Genomic DNA, 21,692 nt, shown 5'->3' with positions numbered 1-21,692 from the left:
AGATGGTGGCCCATATCCATAAATCCAAATAGAATTATTTAACTATTATATATATTTCTACAATAAAACCGAAATTCCTCTAGATTATGGTTATTATATGTAAAATAATACTCCCTAATCGACATATCTACACCATCAAAAATAAAGAGCTACTAACTAATATCACCTATTGACACTATTAGCTAGTAACTCTTTAACTTTAAATCCGAAACACATTTCTCAAATTAAATACCATTCTATTTCCCTTAAACTTAAATCTAAACTCCTATCCATTAGTCCATACCTCATTCTTATTTTATAAAATGTTATTCGACTTCCTTTCCTCTAAATAACATCTTCACATCATCAACCAAATCCGGAATACCCTTTCTATAAAGTCTTCCTGAAAAAGCTTCATGTGGAAGTGATATAAATTTAGTACCTGGCTTAATAATACTTCGATAAATAGAATCTGCAATTACTGTTTTTACACTCTTCAAATATGTCATAATACTATCCTCATCTTCTGCTGCAACATCCCCCTGTAACAGCAAATCAGGTTCTGTTTCCAAAGGACATAAAACATTAACCTTCATATTCTTTTCAAGTGCAAGCGCTGCAGCTAATGATTCTGAATAAATGCTTTCTCCAATAATAACTGTGTCACCATGGTGAGCAGTTCTCTTATCATATGCAATTTGTGATTTTCCTGTAGTAATTGCTCTATCCAGTGCTTTCATTACTACAGCTGCAAACTTATCTGCCATGGGAACACCTACAACATATGGTGTTCCAAACTTTTTCTGTAATTCTTTTGCTGCTAAAAGTCCAGTGGAAGAAACAACTAAATTTACTTCTGCAGCTCCAGCTTGTTTCATTTCTTCTAATGTGCTCCCCATTGCCCATACAGATAAAACCTGAAAACCTGCTTCAATTAATCGCCTTCTAATGCTATCCACACTGCTATTTACAGAATAATCTAAAGGAGTAGCCCCAAGTACATTTACACTTTTTGTTATCTTGGATATACCCTCTAGTGTAAATCGTTTTACTATTTCAGCAAGAGCTTGCCCTGCTCCACATATATAAGAATGCATTCCATTTGTTTCAATAGCAAATGTGGAAATTCCAGTTTCATTTTCAATTACTTCTGCAATAGCAGGAAAATCTGTACCCATCATCATTGGAATGGGTGTACCTGCAATAGCTATAAATTTAGGATGCAAGTCATTGGCAGCTGTTACAATGTCATTTATTAATTTTTCATCATCCCCCATAATAGCTTCCATTTCAGAAAGTCCTGTAATATAAATCATACTTTCCATATCATACCAGCGTGGTTCGTCGTGAGTGGTATATGTTGAATTACACCCTGATGCATCATGCATAACAGTCATTCCGCCTAATTCATACAGTGCGGAACAAACACCTGACACATCTGCGGTATATGTTGAAATAAATGCTGAAGCCTGTTTCATAGTAAGCAATCACACCCCAATCCTTTCATTTGTATAAGCGTACGTACATTTTTCGGAAATGTAAAAGCTTCTTTCATAAGTCCAGCTAATTTGACAATTCCATCAAAACCATACATTCCACCGCCTTCTACTATATTTACAAAGTATTCACTCCCTGTAAAATAAGCAGCCTTCTGCCCTATTGCAAGACTCTTCTCATCACATTTTCTGTCTACTAAACGCATCTTTGCATGTACTGTAGCATACACTTTCATTTCAGGTTTGTTTTTTACAAGCCAATTAAAATCTGTTTTGTCATATTCCGTAAATGAATCCACATATAATCTTTCCACATTAAATCCATTTTCAACAAGCAATCTTGCTAATCCACAAGATCTTGGAACAGCTGTATAATCTATAGAAATCTCTGCATCTCCAATTACTTCTTTTGCTTCTTTTAAAGCATTTAGAGCTGCTAATTTTTCATGTTTATATTCTTCTTTGGGTAATCCCAAGTATTCATTTAGCGTATTTAAATTTTCTGTTATTTCATCAAACCCATAACATAAAGGCAAATGCAAATGCTTTTGTCCTAATTTTTCCTGCAAATACTCTCCACCTGGTATTGCAACAGGCAGACAGGATATATTAACACAGCTTTCAGCCATCTTAAGATATTCATCATAAGTTTTGCAAAGAGTAATATCTTTAAGTTCATATCCATTTTCGCGAATAATCCGTATTAATTCACTGCTTTCATCCATAGGAATATTGTTACCTATAATATTAATGCTTTTTTTATTAATCTCCATTGGTTCAAGAATACTATAAAGCTGACGCCTCATCTTCTGATCTGGCGTCAAACCGCTTTTCCTCATAATTGGGTCCATATAACAATCTGCAAAATCCACATGGGGATATCTTTTTCTAAGTTCACTATAAACAAGCTCCAAATCACATCCCATAAAATGATGTATGCAGGCGGTAAATATTAAAACTGCTGGAGGTTTTTGTGGAAGCTTTTCAAGTATATCTGACACACCTTCTATTATAAGTTCTTCCATGTCACCTTCCAGCACATTGTTCTCCTGTACAGCTATAGTTGAAAATCTATCTAATGTGCCCATTTCTGCTGCTGTGAGAACAACACCTCTTAAACAATTTGCTGCACATATATATATCTGATGTGATTTTGGAATAAGCATTCCAACATGAACTATATTCCATACTCCCCTTGAAGGAGCATTATATTCAAGTCCGGATATAAAGGGTGCAGGAAATGCAGCATCTTTTATTGCAGTACAGGCACCTTTTTCATCAACATGTCCAGATACATTTACAAGCATGATGTCTCCTTTCCACATATCCTCATGATAGTCTCGGAAAGCTTTCTATATTGTTTTGCCATGTCACTTTGAGGAAATGCTTCTATTACTGTTTTATTCAAACTCTCTGCTTCCTGAACAGTTTCACTCATGTCCAAAGTACCAACTATTTCTGAATGAATATCCTCTGCCAGTTCACTTACTTTTTCATATTCATTTTTCACATTTCTTCTGTTAAGAATAAGACCTCCAAGACCTGCATAACCTCTATTCTTAAAATTATCTATAGCCATGGCAATATTGGCTGCGGCATGAATAGCCATATTTTCACCTGAGGTTATAATAAATACTTTATCTGCATAACCCTTACGCATTGGCATGGAAAATCCTCCACATACTACATCTCCAAGTACGTCATATATCACTACATCTGGTTTATATACTTCATAGGCACCTTTTTCTTTTAACTTTTCAAGAGCTGCTATAATTCCTCTGCCTGCACAGCCTAAGCCAGGATTAGGGCCACCTGCCTCCACACATATTACCCCATTGTATCCAATGGTCACCATATCCTCCAGGGTAAAATCATCTTTATTAGTTCTTACAAGTTCAAGCACCGTATTCACTTTTGTTTTATCATGAAGTGAAACTGTAGAATCAGCTTTAGGATCACATCCAATCTGCATAACCCTTATTCCCTTATCAGCAAGTGCAGCTGATATATTAGAAACTGTTGTAGATTTTCCAATACCACCTTTTCCATATACTGCAATTTTTATCATAATACCCCTCCCATACTCTAACTCACCTTTCATACACTCAAAATTTTGACTCAATATAAGAATAATGTGAAATCTCTTGAGAGGACAGAGGACAATTGACAGAGGACAGTGATTGTTGCTTTTCCTCCGTTACACTACGAAAAACCTTTAATTATTTTTCATGACTAAGCGACTTTGTCGCAAGCCGTTAGGCTGTATCAATCATCTATCATTTTTAAATTTTTCTTTGTTGTTTTAACAATAGAATTTAAGATTTTATTTAGTTCTTTACATTTAATAATCAATTTCTCTGATACGCTAGCATCAATATATTTAGTAGCAATTAAAAGTTCTAACCAATACTCTGTTTCAGATGCTTCTTTAAGCGCTACATTCATCTTATTTAAAAAATCTCTTCTGCTTTGAGCTTCTAGTCCTTCCTTTACGTTTGCTCCTATACTTATTCCTGATCTAAAAATCTGTTTTGAAATAATGTATTCCTTCTTTTCTTCAGCTAAATATTTATATAAGTTAACAATTTCTTTTGCAAAAACAAAGGATTTTTTATAAGTTAAGTTTTCTTTCAATCTTTAACCTCCTAAATTTATCAATTCATCTAAAATATTAGACTTATTCATACAAATTTATTCAGTTTTAAAAAATGTGAAACCTAGATTTATAAATTAAAGATTTTTCGTAGTGTAGCGGAGAAAAATCCTCCTTCACACTGTCCTCTGTCCTATGTCAATTGTCCTCTCAAAAACAATACGACCTATTACACAACAACTTCGAAAGCTGAGTTATAATTTACTAGTGTTCAACTGTTATTGTATTAGCATATTCTTGGAAGCAATTCTCCTCCTGGAGGTGGCAGCAATGTTTCAGCACCAATTTCTGTTTTTACAATAACACGTCCTGCCATATCACAGGTTACTTCACCAATAATAGCTGCATCTTTGGAATACTTCCCTTTATGTAATGTATCCACAAGCTTTGGAGCAACTTCTTTTGGAGCAAAAATAACAAGTCTGCCTTCACATGCAAGATATAATGGCTCAAGTCCAAGCATGCCGCATACCCCTTTTACACCATCTGCTACTGGTATACTCTTTGAATCCAGTCTAATTCCAACTTTGCTCTGATCTGCAATTTCATATAATACTGTCCCTACACCTCCACGGGTAGCATCTCTAATTACATGAATATCTTTTGACTCATCAAGCATAGCTTTTACTGTTCCCCACAATGGTGCACAATCACTTGCTACATCCGCTTCAATTCCAAACTCATTTCGTGCAAGTAAAACAGTACATCCATGTCTTCCTATATCACCTGTTACAATAATTGCATCACCAGGTTTTGCATTAAATCCGGAAGTATTGACACCATCTATAATCTGACCAATACCTGTTGTTGTTATAAATACACCATCAACCTGTCCCTTTCCAGCTACCTTTGTATCTCCAGCTACTATTTTAACTCCTGCTTCATCTGCAGTCTTTTCCATAGCTGCTGCAATTTTTTCTAATTTCTCCATTGGAAAACCTTCTTCAATTACAAAGGCACAGGATAAGTACAATGGCTTAGCTCCCATACAGGACAAGTCATTTACTGTACCACAAATGCTTAATTTACCTATATTTCCACCTGGAAACTCTGATGGAGAAACAATAAATCCATCTGTGGTAAATGCTAGTTTTCCTCCCTTAACATTCAATACTGCAGCATCATCTGCTGTAAGGTCAGGATTGGAAAAATGAGCTTTAAAAACCTGATCTATTAATTCTGATGTTTGTTTTCCTCCAGCTCCATGAGCCAGTGTAACTATTTTATCCATTTATATTCCCTCCATACTGATAATATGCTGAACATGCACCTTCATTAGATACCATACATGCTCCAACAGGATGCAGTGGTGTACATCCTTTTCCAAATACCCTGCAATCTGATGGCTTGCATTTTCCCTGCAGAACATCACCGCAGCGGCATGCTGGATTACTTTTTCCTGTGACTTTTGGTAAATTGAATTTATTTCTAGCATCAAACTCTTTATAAGCTTCTTTCAATTTAAGGCCTGAATTTTTGATAACGCCAAGACCCCTCCATTCAGAATCACACTCTTCCATAATTTCAGATACAATGCTTTGCGCTGCTTTACTTCCCACCTGTGTAACAACCCTTGGATAACAATTTTTAAAGAAACTTCCACCTTCCTGTAGCCTTGTGATTACTACCGCAAGTGCTGTCATAATTTCATTTGCAGTAAAACCTGTTATCACTCCGCTAACGCCTTCATTAACCAAACTTTCACACAAATTTGTACCTGTAATGGCATGTACATGACCTGGATATAAAAATGCATCTGCGCTACCTTTCAAAGCTCTGTATGCTGCTGGCATAGTTTTGTTTGCTGTAAGTAACGCAAAATTTGCAAGTCTTGCTTCCTTGGCTTTTTTCACTGACAAACAGCTGGCAGGCGTGGTTGTTTCAAATCCTACTGATAAAAATACTACCTGCTCATCAAGGTTAGCTTTAGCATACTCATAAGCATCAATAGGCGAATATACTATTTGAACTTTAGCGCCCTTTGACCTGGCTCCTGCAAGGCTCATTTCTGAACCCGGCACTCTTACCAAATCTCCAAAGGTACATATTGTGACATTATGATTAAGAGCCAGCATAATAGCTTCATCAATAAATCCAACATTGGTGACGCAAACCGGACATCCTGGTCCCGATATAAGTTCAATATTCTTTGGAAGAATACTTCTTATTCCAAGCCTGAATATTTCATGAGTATGAGTTCCGCAAACTTCCATAATACGAAGCTTAGGTCCACTGTAAGCTTCAATAATCTCCTTTGCGGTTTTTTTTATATTTTCAGCCATTATAATTCCTCCATGATCTTATCTGTTTCACTCTTATCATCGTTTGTAATTTTAGCAATGGCAATTCCTGCATGAACCATAACATAATCCCCTGGTTCCAATTCATCAATTAACTCTGCAGACACTTCTCTTTTTGCCCCTGAAGCATCAATGATTGCCATACCTTCTTTAACCTTTACAACTTTTGCTGGCAAACCTACACACATAACTATTCTCCTTCTTTAAATTTATTTATTCAATCTTCAAATTTTACTTAATATAACCAAGCTACAATACAGATTTCTAAACAGAGGACAATTGACAGAGGACAGAGGACAATGATGGTAAGTTTTCTTCCTTACGTCAGAAAACTAATTTATTTTCAATCTTTTTTGCTAAAGCAAAACATATTTAATTTATCTTGAATTCCACAAGTAATCTATATGAGCATTGATATAGCTATATTTTAGTACAAAAAGTTTTTCATAAAGAAATTAAATAGTATCAATGATTTGCAGATTTACTTGCAAAATTAAAGTTTATATAAATTAAAGATTTTTCGTAGAGTAGCGGAGAAAAATCCTCCTTCACTGTCCTCTGTCCTTTGTCCTCTGTCCTCTATTTTCTATTCTTTGTCCTCTCAAAAATAGTGTAGCAATATTTTTAAACTTCTAAAGTCGATTTATTCACATATTTCATTGCTGCTATTGCCTGCCCTATTGCAATTCCACCATCATTCGGCGGCAATAAACTATGGGTTAAAACTCTAAAACCCTTTTTCCTCAAACGTTCTATACTCATTTTTAATAACAACTGGTTCTGATACACTCCACCGCTTAAAGCTATAGTTTTGATTCCACTTTTTTCTGAAGCATAAGCGCATGCAGCTGCAATCATGTCTGACAACTTTTCATGAAAAAAATAGGCAAGCATCTCTGAATCTTTTCCAACTAAAGTTTCCTCTATGATTTTCTTTACTAAAACATCAGCTGCCATAATTAACTTTCCATCTGAATTTTCATAAACAAGCTTTGGCAATTCAATACTATCTAACTCGCAGAAATTACCATCACCATTATGAATCACATTTTTCTCTTCATAAGCTTCTGCTTTAAATTCAAGGGTCATAGACGCTTCCCCTTCAAAAGACGACTGTTTTCTAATATTCAAAACAGCACTTACAGCATCAAACAAACGCCCTGCACTTGTAGATATTATGCTGTTTATTTTATTGTCAGCCATCATAAACTGAACACTACAATTCTTCTCATCACACAATTTAAGCTGTTTTACAATTTCAGCAGCTTTAACCTTATCCTTGTATATACCATAAATCATACTTACTGCAATTCGCCATCCTTCTTTAGCTGACAAATCACCACCAATCTGAGCAAAGGGTTTTATGCTGCCCAGTCTTTCAAAGCCATCATAAGTAGCCTTTAATAACTCCCCTCCCCAAATGGTTCCATCCGTTCCATAGCCTGTTCCATCAAAAGAAACACCTATAACCGGATCAGAATAATCATTTTCAGCCATACATGATAGGATATGTGCATAATGATGTTGAACCTGCAGCATTGGAAGTCCAATTTCCTGTGCCACGTAAGTAGTGTTATACTTCGGATGCATGTCACATGCTACAACGGTTGGCTTCGTCTCAAGCAAAGTTTCCAATCTCGTAATGGATTCTTTTAAAGCTTTTACTGTTCTTAAATCTTCCATGTCACCAATATATGGTGACTGATAAAACAAATCATTTTTGCCTATACAAAAAGTATTTTTCAGTTCACCACCCACTGCAAGTACTTCTCCCTTAAATCCCTTTGAAACCATAAAGGGCAGCGGTGCATATCCTCTGGAACGCCTTATCATATAAGGTTTTTCTTCAAAGAAATCCATAACTGAATCATCTGCACGAATACGAATCATCCTATTGTGTGATAAAATAACATCACTCAACTTTGATAATTCTTTTATTGCATCATTATCATCTCTACATATTGGTGCACCTGATGTATTACCACTTGTCATAACTAGGCAATCCGGCATTACTATATCATCATCATATGTAAATATTAAAAGCTGCAAAGGAGCATATGGCAGCATTACTCCCACCTTTGGATTATCAGGTGATACAACATCACACACTCTTCCACTTGGTTTTCTATTTAAAAGTATGATTGGTTTCTGATGTCCATCAAGTACTTCTTTTTGAACTTTTGTAACTTCACATTCGCGTTCTACTGTTTCCATATCCTTCATCATAATGGCAAAGGGCTTTGCAGGCCTCGTTTTTAATTTTCTAAGCCTCTCTACAGCTTGCTGATTTGAAGCATCACAACAAAGATGAAAACCTCCAATTCCCTTTATAGCTGCAATGCCTCCATCATGTATTACCTGTCTTGTATAAGTAATTGCAGCTCTTCCTCGCTTATCTCTTCCAATGATATAAACCTCAGGACCACATTCATTACAACATACTGGCTGTGCATCATATCTTCTGGTTTCGGCATGAGTATATTCATATTCACATTCCGGACACATAGGAAATTCACCCATACTAGTACGTACACGATCATAAGGCATGGAATCTAAAATAGTGAGTCTTGGGCCGCAGCATGTACAGTTTATAAAGGGATGAAGATATCGTCTGTTATTCTTATCAAAAAGTTCCTTTATACATTCTGGACAAATAGCAATATCTGGAGATACAAAAATCTCACCTTGGACATGTTCACTTTCAATAATTTCAAAGTCCTTAAATTCTTTTGATTCCTCCACTTCATGCACATCAATTTTTAATATTGATGAACGCTTTGGAGGATTGTGTTCTAAATCATACACAAAACCTTCTAATCTACTTTCTGCACCCTGTGCCCATATTTCTACGTAAGGTCCTTTGTTGCACACACTTCCAAGTATACGATTTTTATCTGCATGCCGGCTTACTGTAGGTCTGAATCCAACTCCCTGAACGATACCATAAACTCTAATAAGTAAAGTTTTATAATTTTTCATTTTACATCACATCTTTCCTGAAACTGCAAAATGGGGTACATCCACATACCTTCCCTTGAAGTTAGGTATTGCACGTTTCAAAATATTATCACCTACAATTACATCATAATTTCCTTTTTCTATAAGCTTAACAAACTGGTCCTCTTCTGTAAGAGAAATATCCTGAACCTCTCTAAGCTCCTCCTTTAGCATGAACCAGGAAGAAACTGTTATATCTGAATTAACATTTCTATTTATTTCATTTCTGATAGAATTAGCTATAACCTGCTGATGTATTATTAAAACCTTTTTATTCTCAAAGTTTTTAAACTGTTCTTTCATTTCACTGTTTAATATATCTGAAACTAGTGGATAAAAGACTTCATAAGGTGTGCCAAATCTTTCCTTTAAATACTGTGCAGTCTTTAATCCTGCAGGAGATACTACTAGATTTTTTACAGCACTTCCAGCAGCTTCTACCTCTGACAAATCTGCTTTCATACCATAGCAGTAGATATTTTTAAAACCCTTATTTTTTAGTGTAGATTCTATTTTATCTGCTGCCTTTAAGTCACTCATATCAAGTGGAATTGTCCCGATTACACCAATGGTTTCTTTATCTACTGTAAGACCATCTTTTGCAAAAGTCTCAAACATTTTAACATAAGCTTTTTCAGCTCCCACATCGTACAAATCCATACCAGTAGTTTCTATGGTAAGAACAGGTATTTGTAGTTTTTTTTCTGCCATTTTCTTTATGGCATTGTAATCAGTGGCAATAACTGATGGTACTGGAGTTCCAATAACCGCTGCAAATTTGGCTTGCAATTTTTTAGCAGCATCTGCAAGTTTAGCCACAAGCCTGTCATCACGCCCCAGTATAGCATCCATATCACGAAGTCCTGCACTGAAAGTGGCAGTTTTTTCTGTAGCCCATCTAGGCTCATCAAATCCACATACATTACCAGCACATCCTCCTGCATCACAGATAACTATAATTCCACCTAACTTATAAAGAACAGCCGCCGCACCAGACTGATCCGGTGCAAAAGGTGATATATATTTTCTTAATCCTTTCATCTACTATGCCTCCTTAAAAGAACAATCCAATGAATGCTTCAATTCTTTAAATAATTTTTTTACACCAGCATATCCAAATGGTTGAGTATCCTCATTCCAGGGTACATTTACACAGTGAGGATGATAATACTCTGCATCCTTGCCAATGGTTATATCAATGTTTTCTTCGCTGCAATCATAATAAAGCATGGTAGGTTCAAGATTGGAATAAATCTTAGTTTCGGGACTTAACTTGGCAATTTTTTTAATATAAACAAAGTCTTCTGAAGTGAGGCTAGCATATATTTCAGCTACCTTGAAACCATATCTTAAAAGTGCTAAAGATAGCTCAAAAGAATTAGCATTAAGCGTTTCCCCTACTGCAAATGTTATATGTGGATAGGCAGCTTTCAATTCATCTATGGCTTTCTTAGCTTCCTCATAATATTTTTCATCATCAAAGCTAGTATCAAGAGCATTTACGAAAATCCGGTATTGATTCTGCACTTTATCTATCTGATACAATCTTGTAAGTTCTACTGATGGAATATTAAGTCGTTTCATAATATCCTGTGCTGCAAATCTTGCTTCTGGATTTAATACAAGATTAAAATTTGCTTCTCCCATATGCATATATTCATCGAAGTCTTTTAACCTAGAAATTTCATTTATTTTCTTTATGCCAATATGGTGCAGCAAATCATATAGTTCTGAAGTTTCTATAAGTGGAGCAAAGTACCCCAGTATATTAACTGTATCCGGTCTTTTTTCCATTGGTTCAAGTAAGGAATAAATAGACTGTCTTACATGTGCCATAGGAGGTTTACGACCTTCTCTTGTAAGTGCATACATATAACATGGGAGAACAGGAATATTCACCCTATCCATAGCCTTTCTGCAAACACGCTCCATGTCTGTTCCCAGGAGTGCATCCACACATGTAATACAGATCATAACTACTGATGGCGTATTTTTCGTACATTTACATATTTCTTCCACTGCCTGTGGAATATTCTTTAAGTGAGCTCCAGTAACAATATCAGTTTCATCCATTATTAAATAGAACATTCTTTCACTATATCCACCTGCTTCACTTAATGTTGTTGTATTTCTGCCGCAACATCCTGGAGCTACTAAAAGCATAACTGACCCTGGTATTGCAAGAGCTGCACGCTTAACACCAAAACCTTGAGCACCAGGTGAATTAAAAGAAAGAGTTGCTGGTGAACTGTAAATCAAATGAGTGTTTGAAATAAGCTCTGCAGGAATATTCTCTTTACCTACTGCAGTTAAATTTTCTGCTGTAATATAATATGGCTCTTTTTTCATTTTATTCCCTCATCCTTAATTAATAATCTGGCTAAATTAAAAAAACGCTGACTTATTGGGAGACTGGGATCTCCTTCAATAACTGTTCTTCCCATTTCTTCAAAACGGTTTATATCCTGATTTCTTGGAATATCACCTACAATTGGAAGATCAACTGAATCTGCAAAGTCTTTTACTTTTTCCTCTTCATTTTCAATATTTCTATGATTGAATACTATACCAAGCACCTTTGCATAACCTCTATCTTCAAAATTTTTAACTGCACTATTTATATTATTGGCTGCATAAAGAGCCATTTTTTCCCCTGAAGTAACTATAAGTACTTTTTCAGCATATCCTTCACGAATAGGTGCTGCAAATCCACCGCAGACAACATCACCTAAAACATCATAAAGTACAACATCAGGCTTGTATGTTTCAAAAAGATCTAATTCCTCCAGTAAATTAAATGTAGTAATAATTCCTCTACCTGCACAACCAAGACCAGGTGTAGGCCCCCCTGTTTCTATGCAAAGTACTCCTCCAAAACCTACTTTTGAAATATCCTCAATTTTTTCTGGGTCCTTATCAAATTCCCTCATATAATTCATTACAGGCATTAATGCTTCTCCTCCAAGCAAATTAATAGTAGAATCTGCTTTAGGATCACATCCTATCTGAATAACTTTTTTCCCGAGCTTAGCAAAGGCTGCTGACAAATTGCTAGTAATTGTAGACTTTCCAATGCCGCCTTTACCGTATATAGCTATTTTTAGCATTTTTAACCCCCTATGAAACTTCATTTATACCATGGCTGCCATCCACATCAATCACATCATACATAGATAAAAGCAATTTCCCAAAAATCATAAATTTTAGATGTCTGCTTTTCTTATGCAAAAAAGCTCCTCCCAGGTTTGGGAAGAGCTTAAATTCAGTCATAGCATATAAATAATGCACTAATGCAAAATATTACTTCTTTACTGCCCGCTCTTTATCTCAGGACACCTTCGCTTCAGAGTGACAACAATATTAAATTTTAATTAAAATATCAAATAACCGTTTAATAGTTAACCGTTTTCTGAAATTTTTATATCTCTAGTTTATCATCCATTACTGGGATTGTCAACAATTTTAACCAAATTATGTAAAAGCAATATTTTAATTTAACAATCACTTAGTTACCGTTTACTAGTTATCTAAAATTGATTACTGGATTAATAGATATAACAACATTATATATTTATTTTTACTCTTTTCTATTAATTACTTTTTTTATTATGAGACTAATTATAATGTTGATTTTTATTCTGCAACTATATCATGATTCTTAAAAACTTAATCCTGCTAAGCGTCTCCATTCTAATGCATTTTTAGAATTAGGATTAATTCCACTTATGGGTGTATCAATAAAGGGCATCATCTGCCAATCCTCCGAACCAGGGCATCCAATAAGAGTCCATCTATCTATAAAATCTTTGAAACTTTCACCAAGTATATATCCATGGCCTTCGCCATCATCATGACTTAAGTATACCACTGGGGTATAATCTGGATATCTTTCTAAATCAATTGCAATTTTATCTCCATTTGCCACATCCATAAATGCCAATTTATTATGCCAAACTTTATCATATTCATCTTCTAAATTAGAAAAACATTCTCTTGCCCAACTTTCTCTAGATTCATCTATATCAATCAAATTATTTACATTCCATATACACTCACCAGCGAAAATTTCATTAAACTCTTTAGGTAATTCTATGCAATCATTCAACTCCCATCCAAAGTCAACACTTCCTGCAAAATTAAGAAGTACATCCCTAAAACTCTCAGGAATCCTATATCCTAGTTTTTTTCAATATTTACAATCTGCTGTTCAGATGCAGGCTTACCAATATGTATTCCATTACTTTCTCCTCCAAGTAATTTAATCGCTTCAATTGTCTTTTCCCATCTTATTATCCAATTATTCCACATAACTCTCCTCCTTTTAGATATGCAATAAGTACCATACTAAACTCATAAAACATTTCATATTAAATAAATACATTCCTAATAACAGCTTTTTACAAGTAATTTAGAATTATCAAAAACATTAAAATAGACTTTCTAATATTTTTGATATTTTTTAACATTCATCACTTTATATAAAAAATCAACTATCTGTAATGATAAATAAATTATTTCCTTATATATGTTAAAGGGCATATGTGATGTTCTAAATATATATCACATATGCCTTTTTTATATCTGCTTTTAATTTATCATTTTTCTAACTGATTATATAACCTCATTTACCAATTCCACCCCATTCTACAACAGTAAATCCATTACGTTTAAATTGTTTTATTTCAGGTTTTTTAATTTCTAAATTCTCGTTATCTTTAATAGGTACAAAGTAAAAGTAAGCTCTCAAAATAGAGTCCGGCTCCTTAGATAAATTTAACTTTATTGCTTCATTTATTTCTTTAGGATCAAGATAATAAACTGCATATCTACTGCCTTTCCAGTTCAATTCTTTTGACCAGTATTCAATAAAATCTGCTTTCTCCTTGGAATTTAAACCTATGGAAGTCAATATATTATTCATTTCTTCATTAAAGTTACCTTTATTTACAATCCAGCCCTTATCCAAAGTAAATTGATGATTAATTGAAGCTTCATAAAATAAGAAATCATAAGTATTATTAATTTTTCCACTTGGGTCAACTGTTACTTTCCAACCTCCATTATATTCTGGAATTGATTTAGTTATTCTACCTTTAGGAGTAACAGATACTGATAATTCTTCTGTTTTCTCTGGATACAAATATATATTAGGTTTTTTAACTCTAATTTCATTAATTTCACACCTAGGTAAAGCATTTTTTAAAGCTTGTATATCCTCATTACTTATTGGATTTTCAAGCAAGATAAGCTCTCGTAAGTTAGTTAAATTTTTAAATACACTTATATCACTTATTTTATTGTGACTTAATCCAAGCATTTCTAAATTAGTTAGCCCCTTTAATGCACTTATATCACTAATCTTATTATAATTTAAATCAAGTGTTTTTAAATTAGTTAATTTACTTAATTCATCTATATTACTGATTTGATTATTGGATAAATTAAGATTATTTAAATTAGTTAACTCTTTTAATGAATTTGCTGCACCACTTATATCACTTATCTGATTGATTCCTAAATCAAGCGTTTGTAAATTATTTAAACCTTTCAATGCATTTATATTGCTAATTTTATTATGATTTAAATTAAGTGTTTTTAAATTAGTTAATTTATTTAATTCACCTATATCATTAATTTCATTAGTAGATAAATTAAGTTCTCTTAAATTAGTTAATACCTTTAATTCGTTTACTAAACTGCTTATGTTACTTATTTGGTTGCTGCTTAAATTAAGTGTTTGTAAATTACTTAGCCCTTTTAAACCACTTATATTCTTTATTTTACTATAGCCTAGGTTAAGTGTTTGTAAATTTGTTAAATTTGTTAGCGCACTTATATCACTTATCTCATTATAATTTGCCTGAGGATCAGGCATTTCAAATCCATAATATGAAATGTATCCTAAATTAAGTTCCTGTAAATTAACTAATTTACTTAATTCACTTACATTACTTATTTTATTATTTCCTAAACTAAGCTTTTTCAAATTAGTCAAGTTTTTTAATGAGCTTATATCACTTACTTCATTATGACTTAAATCAATAGACTGCAAATTAACTAAATTCTTTAATTTACTTATATCATTAATTTCATTTCCACATAAATTAAGCTGTTTCAAATTAGTTAAATTTTCTATTCCACTAAGATCTTTGATGTGGTTGTTTTCCATATACAGTTCAGTTATATCTTCCACATCACTTTGATAAATATCTCCACTTTCCTTTTCTACATAATCTCTTATTTTCTGTTCTAGGTTTTTATCTTTGAAAGTTACTATGCCGCCACTACTAGACTTTCTTTTAACCTTAAAATTCAAGATGGACGCATCATCTAATGTACTACCACTTACGGAATGTACTTCTTTTCCAACATATAACGTATAACTTTTTCCTCCTACATATCCATACTCCGGAGATGACACTATAATTGATTTACCATCTTGTCCTAATTTTAGACTAACATCTGCTGCATTACCCCTATTATCAGTTACCCTTATACTTTGCTTAGTTAAATCATCCAACTGAATTTTATTATTAAACTTGATTGTCCATGTCTTATTGGCATCTACTGTTTGATTATCTGTAAAGTTTGCTGCTTTAACATTAGGTGAACATAGTAAAAAAATACTAAAAACTGTTCCAATTATAAATTTACTTTTCATACTTATCCCCCATATATTTACTTCACATATAATTATAACCTTTTTAGTCATATTAATCTACATCACAGTAAATTGTCATAAGCTATGTGCTCCCCCCACTGAACAGCAATATATAAATAGCAATGTGCCTTTCCATCTCTTGTATATTCACCAGGAACGGTACTCTCATAATCTTTAGTAAAAGCTCTCTTTATATCTCCTGATTTTTGTTCCCGCCATACTTTTTCCCATGCCTTTCTTGTACATATACCTATTTCTCCGTTTTCATCTTTTTCATCATATTTTTTATATAAGCCTTTACTTACTGCTGTTTCTATTTTTTGAAAAAAGTCAGCTTTTACAGCCATTATGGTAAGGTCATAATCTCTACTTTCATCACTAGAATAATTACTATATTTTGAAACTGGAGAAACGCCTTTTTGAAACATATGCTCACTATCAAAAAGAAGGGGCAGTTTTCCGCTGATAATGTCACCCCAAACTTCACTAATTATTTTCATTCCTTCTTCTGAATTATTTGTTCTTATTGTTACTTCTTTCAATTTATAAGCCATAGTTTTACTCCTCTATTATATAAATAATTGATACCATCATTCTTACTCTTGTTTGTATAAATTAGATTTTCTTGCTTAGTATTTAGGCATTATTGCTCATTATTGTGTGAGCTATACATGCCTTAGGAAGTTTTTCTTTGCAAAAATCCCACCATTGATTTTCTGTCATATTTCCTATTTTAATTTGATGCGGAAAATAATTAAAGATTACCCCAGGCACAGAAATTCCAAGAAGCATTCTAACATTGCCACATCCCATTTCACTAGAAAACAATTCATCACATTTAGCGCGGAATTCTGAAATAACATTAATACCTATTAATTCTTTCATTTTATCTTTAATTAAAATACAATCTTTAATTGGATAACGCAATAACTCTACCTTAGCATCTAATATAATCATATCTGGTACAGATACATCTACTATTACTTCAATATCATGCTGATAATCTTTTAAATGTGAGATAGTTCTCCAAATGTTACCCTCCACTTCATAATAGTTAACTTCAAAATTTCTTGAATAAAGACTCTTTTCCATAAATATACCTCCGTAATCATACTCAGTACTGACTATATTAACATTTTTTTGGAACTCTTAAAAGAGTTCCTTTAATGTTTCATTTATCCATTTTAATTCAGTTTCTAAATGATATATATGATGATTAAATATACTAATACAATAACTTCTGTAATCAGGTAGCAATTTACTTACTGTATTATCTTTAGTTCTAGCTAATTCTTTCAGCTTATTTTCTATATACTCTTTTTGTCTATTTAAGTTTTTAATAACTGCATCCTTATCAGCAAAGTCAGAAAAATATAATACTCCATCAAAATCAAATTCTACACTATAATTTTCAGATAAAATTTTATTAAGCAAAGAACTAAAATAATCAATTCCTGAATCAGTAATAGAATATACTGTTTTTTCAGGCCTATTGCCATCTTTTTCTATAACAGAATTTATATAGCCTTTTTCAGAAAGTTTATCTAAATGATAATAAATTGTAGGAAGTTTGATTTTAGCAAAAGCTGCTATGTTATCTGATACTATTTGTTTTATACTATATCCATGTTGAGAACCATATCTCATAAGAAGCCCTAGAATATATAATTGTATTTTCATTTGTAATCTCCTTATACTCAGTACTGACTATAAGTATATCACATTTTTTGGTACTGTCAACAATATAAGCATATTGCGACGCAAGATAAAATTATCTATACATATACTCCCTAGTCCATGGCAATTCATTATTTACGCATTTTGCAAATAAAAATTGATGAATATCAATATTACCACAATTAAAGGATGCTGCAGAAGCATTTAAATATAATCTCCACATTCTTATAAAAGTTTCATCCTTTGTTTTTCTTATTTCAGGCAATTTATTTTCAAAATTTCTTGCCCAATGCTCCAAAGTTCTTCCATAATGTCTTCGAAGGCTTTCTACGTCATTTAAATAAAAGTTATAATCTGTCATATTATCAATCAATTCTTTAACTGAAGGTATATATCCCCCTGGGAAAATGTGCTTATCTATCCATGTATTAGTTCCACCTTCACCTATAGCTGTAATACAATGAAGCATAGAAACACCTTTTTCATTTAATAGATTATTTACTGCATTGAAGTACTCTCCTATATGTTCTTTTCCTACATGCTCTACCATGCCCACACTAACTATTCTATCAAATTTTACATTTTCTAATTCCCTATAGTCTGTAAGTTTAACTTGAACTAAATCTTCTAATCCCTCATCTTTTATTCTTTCATTAACTTTAGCAAATTGTTCTGAACTTAAAGTTATTCCCATAGCTTTTACTTTATACTGTTTTGCTGCAGTAATAATTAATTCTCCCCATCCACAGCCTATATCAAGTAAAGTTTGTCCCTCTTCTAAACATAACTTTTTAAGAATATGTTTAACTTTATTTTTTTGAGCTGTTTCTAAGGAATCATCATTAGATTTAAAATAACCACAAGAATAAGTCATTGTACTATCTAGCCATAATTTATAAAAATCATTTCCAATATCATAATGATGTTGAATATATTCCCTACTATTTTTAATAGTATTTGACATTCTCTTAATTAAACCCATATATTTATTGCCATTACTTAGAAAACTTTCTTTATTATTATACAAAGATTCGATAACCTTTTGAACATCTCCTTCTATATCTAACTTTTTAGTCATGTACCCTTCTCCAAATGCAATAAAGGGATCTCTAATTATATCTGCTTTAGAAATGTGTTCATTAAAAACTATAGTAAACTTACTTTCACCTTCCCCATACTTTTCTACTTCTCCATCCCAAAACCTTACTTCACAAGTATCTGAAAATAAGTTTTTAAATAGATTTTTGTAAAATATTTTATCAATACTCATAATACTACCTCCTAATTTCATTATTTATATAATTACTATTTAAATTAATATGATAAATATCTTAGTTATATCATTAAGTTTATATAAAATATTATTATCCAATTACCTAATAAGAAAATTACTATAAGTAAAATATTAGACTCTATTCAAATTATTTATAATACGATTCAATACACCATAAAAATTTTCAATATCAGATTCAGCAATATCCTTCAATGCTTCTTCTAATAATATAGATGATTCATTATAAAGCGCTTGTCTTATTTGTTTTGATTTTTCTGTTAAACAAATCAAATTCGTTCTTCTATCATTTGGATGTTGTACTTTTTTAACAATATCATTCTTAATCATATTATTAATTATACGAGAAACACTTGGTTCATCCTTATTCGTAAGTTTAGAAATTTGATTTTGCTGTAATTCACCATGCTCATATAAGTATGTAAGTATTGTGTATTGTTCTGGAGTTATATCATATCCACAAGATTTAAACTTTGAACTTATACGATTAGATATTAACCTAAAACTCATACTTAAAACCTGACCAAGTTTTTGTATATCAGAATTGTTTTTTGTTTCCAACTAGCCACCTCTTTCAAAATATGTAATGCACTACCATTTAAGTATATTTCAAAATACTTGTTTATGCAAGTATTTTTAAACAACAGTATTACAACATAATCCAAATTTCACCATATAAATAGGTATAAAAGGTATGCTATAGTTTCAATCATAAAACTATAGCATACCTTTTAGAATTATCCTTTCTAAATTAATGTTTGGCAAAGATAACATTAAATAGCATTTATTAAAATATTAATGATGTTAGAAGATTAAGTTAAACTTTTTTTACAATTCTACACTTATATTACATCTTCTTGTACTACCCCTTCTTGTATTATATTTTCTTCCACTATATCTTGTTCTGAAATACCTTCCTTTGGTATTTTGCTATTTTTATATTTAATAAAAGCAATTCTAGCCGAATACATCGCAAATCCTATTGGTAACCAGTATGCGCCAACCTTAAGCTCATTTTTTAAATAAGGAAGCATAAGGTCCTAGCCTAATCCTTTTAAATTTAACATCTTTAATCCTATAGTCATATGCCTGAATGGCCATAAACTATTGAGAGCCTCAGACATTCCACTTGGCAGCAGATAATCTGGGAATATAACACCACAGGTTAGAAATATAACTATATTTATCAAATTAAAAAACAGTATAAAATAGCCTAGGTTATCCATAAATGATGTAAAAACTAATCCCATAGCTGTAAGGTTAATGAAAAATAAACTCATTAAAACAATATATATTAATATATCCCCCCGAAGAGGTACACCGAATAATTTATCAAGAATACATAAGCAAGTGAAAATTAGTATAATACATATGGTAGAATACAGTAATATTCTTCCTATAAGACCAGTACAGCTTTTACACCTTCTTTTGAACGTATCTTAATATTTGCAAATTTCTCTTTCTTTTTCATTAAAGCAGGTACTAAAAGCACTGGTACAAAAAATCCTTGATTAACTAAAGGTACCAAAGTATAAATTAAATATCTAAGATAACTACTTTGCGGCTCATAAAGTATACGTTCAGCATAAGAAAAGTTTAAAACAGATTGTTTGGATTGATATGGAACCATACCGTTTGCTTGAAGGACGCTTATTTGAGCACCGGCATTTATGGTACCTAAAACCTGACTAGCGTATCCTAAAATACTGGCTTCTTTAGGAAGACTAGTTCCATCTATTAGTATTAGAGCACTAGGTGACTTTGCCGAACTTACATCTTTTTCAAAATGCTTAGGTATTATTATACCTCCATTTACTCTACGATCTTTTATTGCTTTTTCAAGTTCAGTATCTGAATCTGCATAATAATTAACATTTAGACCTGGACTAATTTTAAGCTGTTGTACAACAGTTCTTGACAAATTTGAATTATCTTTATCAACTATACCAATATGTGCTTCACCAAAATCAAGATCAATTTTATAATAAATATATTTAATAAGAATTAGGCTATGAATAAATCCTTTAAATAAACTTTTAATCCTTCAAAAACTGTTGATACGGCTATACTATCACCATAGAATGTACTTGGCTCTCCATAAAACCCATTTTCATCAAGATTAAATATTTGAATATCATTATTTTTAGGGGAAATTATCCAATATTCCTTTACTCCATTAGTTTGATATAAATGAAACTTTTTACTAATATCAATCCATGCAGTTGATGGAGATAAAATTTCAATAATAAGTGTAGGCACCCCTATATAATTATTTTCATTTAATCCAAATTTATCACATATAACTGATAAGTCTGGTATAACTTTATTCTTATCTGTTGTTTTTACTGGTAAAATTATATCAAAAGGAGCCACGAAAGGTTCACATGTCTTGCCACTAAAATATAAATCAAATATTGTTGTTAATTTTCTAGAAATTCTTTGATGTACAGTACTAGGACTAGCCTGAAGATAAACATCTCCATCTATAAACTCCATAAGTTGTTCACTATTTTTATCCAATTCTAAAAACTCACTATATGTAATTTTATCAGGATTTATTAACACAACTCTCCCCCCTAATCATTCATCTGATATTATATTATACCATTAAAATTTACTATATAACTAAAATTATGAT

23 protein-coding genes are annotated in these 21,692 nt (G+C 32.3%); all 23 read right to left on the bottom strand.

What is annotated here, in order from left to right; all coding sequences use genetic code 11:
• Window positions 1–305: 305 nt before the first annotated feature.
• A complete protein-coding gene (locus HBE96_RS14775; RefSeq protein WP_169298512.1) occupies window positions 306–1,457 on the bottom strand; it encodes a nitrogenase component 1 in 1,152 nt (383 codons plus the stop codon).
• Window positions 1,454–2,782, bottom strand: coding sequence for a nitrogenase component 1 (locus tag HBE96_RS14770; RefSeq protein WP_169298511.1), 1,329 nt, complete (start codon window positions 2,780–2,782; stop codon window positions 1,454–1,456). The genes HBE96_RS14775 and HBE96_RS14770 overlap by 4 nt, the downstream gene beginning before the upstream one ends.
• The gene (locus tag HBE96_RS14765; RefSeq protein WP_169298510.1) at window positions 2,773–3,543 is read right to left on the bottom strand and encodes a nucleotide-binding protein; all 771 of its coding nucleotides are present in this window, start codon (window positions 3,541–3,543) and stop codon (window positions 2,773–2,775) included. Before HBE96_RS14765 ends, HBE96_RS14770 begins: the two co-directional genes overlap by 10 nt.
• Window positions 3,544–3,740: 197 nt before the next feature.
• A complete protein-coding gene (locus HBE96_RS14760) occupies window positions 3,741–4,109 on the bottom strand; it encodes a four helix bundle protein (RefSeq protein WP_169298509.1) in 369 nt (122 codons plus the stop codon).
• Between the two features lie 245 nt (window positions 4,110–4,354).
• Window positions 4,355–5,359, bottom strand: coding sequence for a hydrogenase expression/formation protein HypE (hypE, locus tag HBE96_RS14755; RefSeq protein ID WP_169298508.1), 1,005 nt, complete (start codon window positions 5,357–5,359; stop codon window positions 4,355–4,357).
• Window positions 5,352–6,410: a hydrogenase formation protein HypD gene (gene hypD, locus HBE96_RS14750; RefSeq protein ID WP_169298507.1), complete on the bottom strand. Its 1,059-nt coding sequence runs from the start codon at window positions 6,408–6,410 to the stop codon at window positions 5,352–5,354. The genes hypE and hypD overlap by 8 nt, the downstream gene beginning before the upstream one ends.
• A complete protein-coding gene (locus HBE96_RS14745) occupies window positions 6,410–6,616 on the bottom strand; it encodes a HypC/HybG/HupF family hydrogenase formation chaperone (protein ID WP_032079709.1) in 207 nt (68 codons plus the stop codon). Before HBE96_RS14745 ends, hypD begins: the two co-directional genes overlap by 1 nt.
• A gap of 436 nt (window positions 6,617–7,052) precedes the next feature.
• Window positions 7,053–9,407: a carbamoyltransferase HypF gene (gene hypF / locus HBE96_RS14740; protein WP_169298506.1), complete on the bottom strand. Its 2,355-nt coding sequence runs from the start codon at window positions 9,405–9,407 to the stop codon at window positions 7,053–7,055.
• A 6-nt stretch (window positions 9,408–9,413) separates the two neighbouring features.
• Complete coding sequence (locus HBE96_RS14735; protein ID WP_169298505.1) at window positions 9,414–10,466, bottom strand: nitrogenase component 1; 1,053 nt, start codon at window positions 10,464–10,466, stop codon at window positions 9,414–9,416.
• Window positions 10,467–10,469: 3 nt separating this feature from the next.
• On the bottom strand, window positions 10,470–11,774 hold the full coding sequence (locus HBE96_RS14730) for a nitrogenase component 1 (protein ID WP_169298504.1): 1,305 nt from the start codon (window positions 11,772–11,774) through the stop codon (window positions 10,470–10,472).
• Window positions 11,771–12,532, bottom strand: a complete 762-nt coding sequence (locus HBE96_RS14725) for a nucleotide-binding protein (RefSeq protein WP_169298503.1) — start codon at window positions 12,530–12,532, stop codon at window positions 11,771–11,773. Before HBE96_RS14725 ends, HBE96_RS14730 begins: the two co-directional genes overlap by 4 nt.
• A 551-nt stretch (window positions 12,533–13,083) precedes the next feature.
• Window positions 13,084–13,593 (bottom strand): SMI1/KNR4 family protein, encoded by a 510-nt coding sequence (locus tag HBE96_RS14720; protein WP_169298520.1) that lies wholly within the window; start codon window positions 13,591–13,593, stop codon window positions 13,084–13,086.
• An 8-nt stretch (window positions 13,594–13,601) separates the two neighbouring features.
• Complete coding sequence (locus HBE96_RS26710; RefSeq protein ID WP_281064350.1) at window positions 13,602–13,733, bottom strand: hypothetical protein; 132 nt, start codon at window positions 13,731–13,733, stop codon at window positions 13,602–13,604.
• 313 nt (window positions 13,734–14,046) lie between these two features.
• On the bottom strand, window positions 14,047–16,086 hold the full coding sequence (locus HBE96_RS14715; RefSeq protein WP_169298502.1) for a leucine-rich repeat domain-containing protein: 2,040 nt from the start codon (window positions 16,084–16,086) through the stop codon (window positions 14,047–14,049).
• Window positions 16,087–16,148: 62 nt separating this feature from the next.
• Complete coding sequence (locus HBE96_RS14710; protein WP_169298501.1) at window positions 16,149–16,640, bottom strand: AraC family transcriptional regulator; 492 nt, start codon at window positions 16,638–16,640, stop codon at window positions 16,149–16,151.
• An 82-nt stretch (window positions 16,641–16,722) separates the two neighbouring features.
• A complete protein-coding gene (locus tag HBE96_RS14705) occupies window positions 16,723–17,178 on the bottom strand; it encodes a DUF2889 domain-containing protein (RefSeq protein WP_169298500.1) in 456 nt (151 codons plus the stop codon).
• 57 nt (window positions 17,179–17,235) lie between these two features.
• Entirely contained in the window at window positions 17,236–17,766 is a 531-nt protein-coding gene (locus HBE96_RS14700) for a PadR family transcriptional regulator (RefSeq protein WP_169298499.1), read from the bottom strand.
• 91 nt (window positions 17,767–17,857) lie between these two features.
• Window positions 17,858–19,033: an SAM-dependent methyltransferase gene (locus tag HBE96_RS14695; protein WP_169298498.1), complete on the bottom strand. Its 1,176-nt coding sequence runs from the start codon at window positions 19,031–19,033 to the stop codon at window positions 17,858–17,860.
• Between the two features lie 135 nt (window positions 19,034–19,168).
• Window positions 19,169–19,615: a MarR family winged helix-turn-helix transcriptional regulator gene (locus HBE96_RS14690; protein ID WP_169298497.1), complete on the bottom strand. Its 447-nt coding sequence runs from the start codon at window positions 19,613–19,615 to the stop codon at window positions 19,169–19,171.
• Between the two features lie 281 nt (window positions 19,616–19,896).
• Window positions 19,897–20,088 (bottom strand): hypothetical protein, encoded by a 192-nt coding sequence (locus HBE96_RS26365; protein WP_243186951.1) that lies wholly within the window; start codon window positions 20,086–20,088, stop codon window positions 19,897–19,899.
• 6 nt (window positions 20,089–20,094) lie between these two features.
• On the bottom strand, window positions 20,095–20,304 hold the full coding sequence (locus HBE96_RS26705; protein WP_483416372.1) for a hypothetical protein: 210 nt from the start codon (window positions 20,302–20,304) through the stop codon (window positions 20,095–20,097).
• A gap of 146 nt (window positions 20,305–20,450) precedes the next feature.
• Window positions 20,451–20,999 carry an ABC transporter permease gene (locus HBE96_RS26700; protein WP_342590190.1) on the bottom strand — a complete coding sequence of 183 codons (549 nt, stop codon included), beginning with the start codon at window positions 20,997–20,999 and terminating at the stop codon, window positions 20,451–20,453.
• Window positions 21,000–21,058: 59 nt separating this feature from the next.
• On the bottom strand, window positions 21,059–21,619 hold the full coding sequence (locus HBE96_RS14680; RefSeq protein WP_342590189.1) for a Uma2 family endonuclease: 561 nt from the start codon (window positions 21,617–21,619) through the stop codon (window positions 21,059–21,061).
• Between the last annotated feature and the right edge of the window lie 73 nt (window positions 21,620–21,692).

Origin of the sequence: Clostridium muellerianum (assembly GCF_012926525.1) — a bacterium.
In the GTDB taxonomy this organism is placed as follows: domain Bacteria; phylum Bacillota; class Clostridia; order Clostridiales; family Clostridiaceae; genus Clostridium_AM; species Clostridium_AM muellerianum.
Note: the sequence above shows the minus strand (reverse complement) of the source record. Positions and strands in the feature narration are given on the sequence as shown.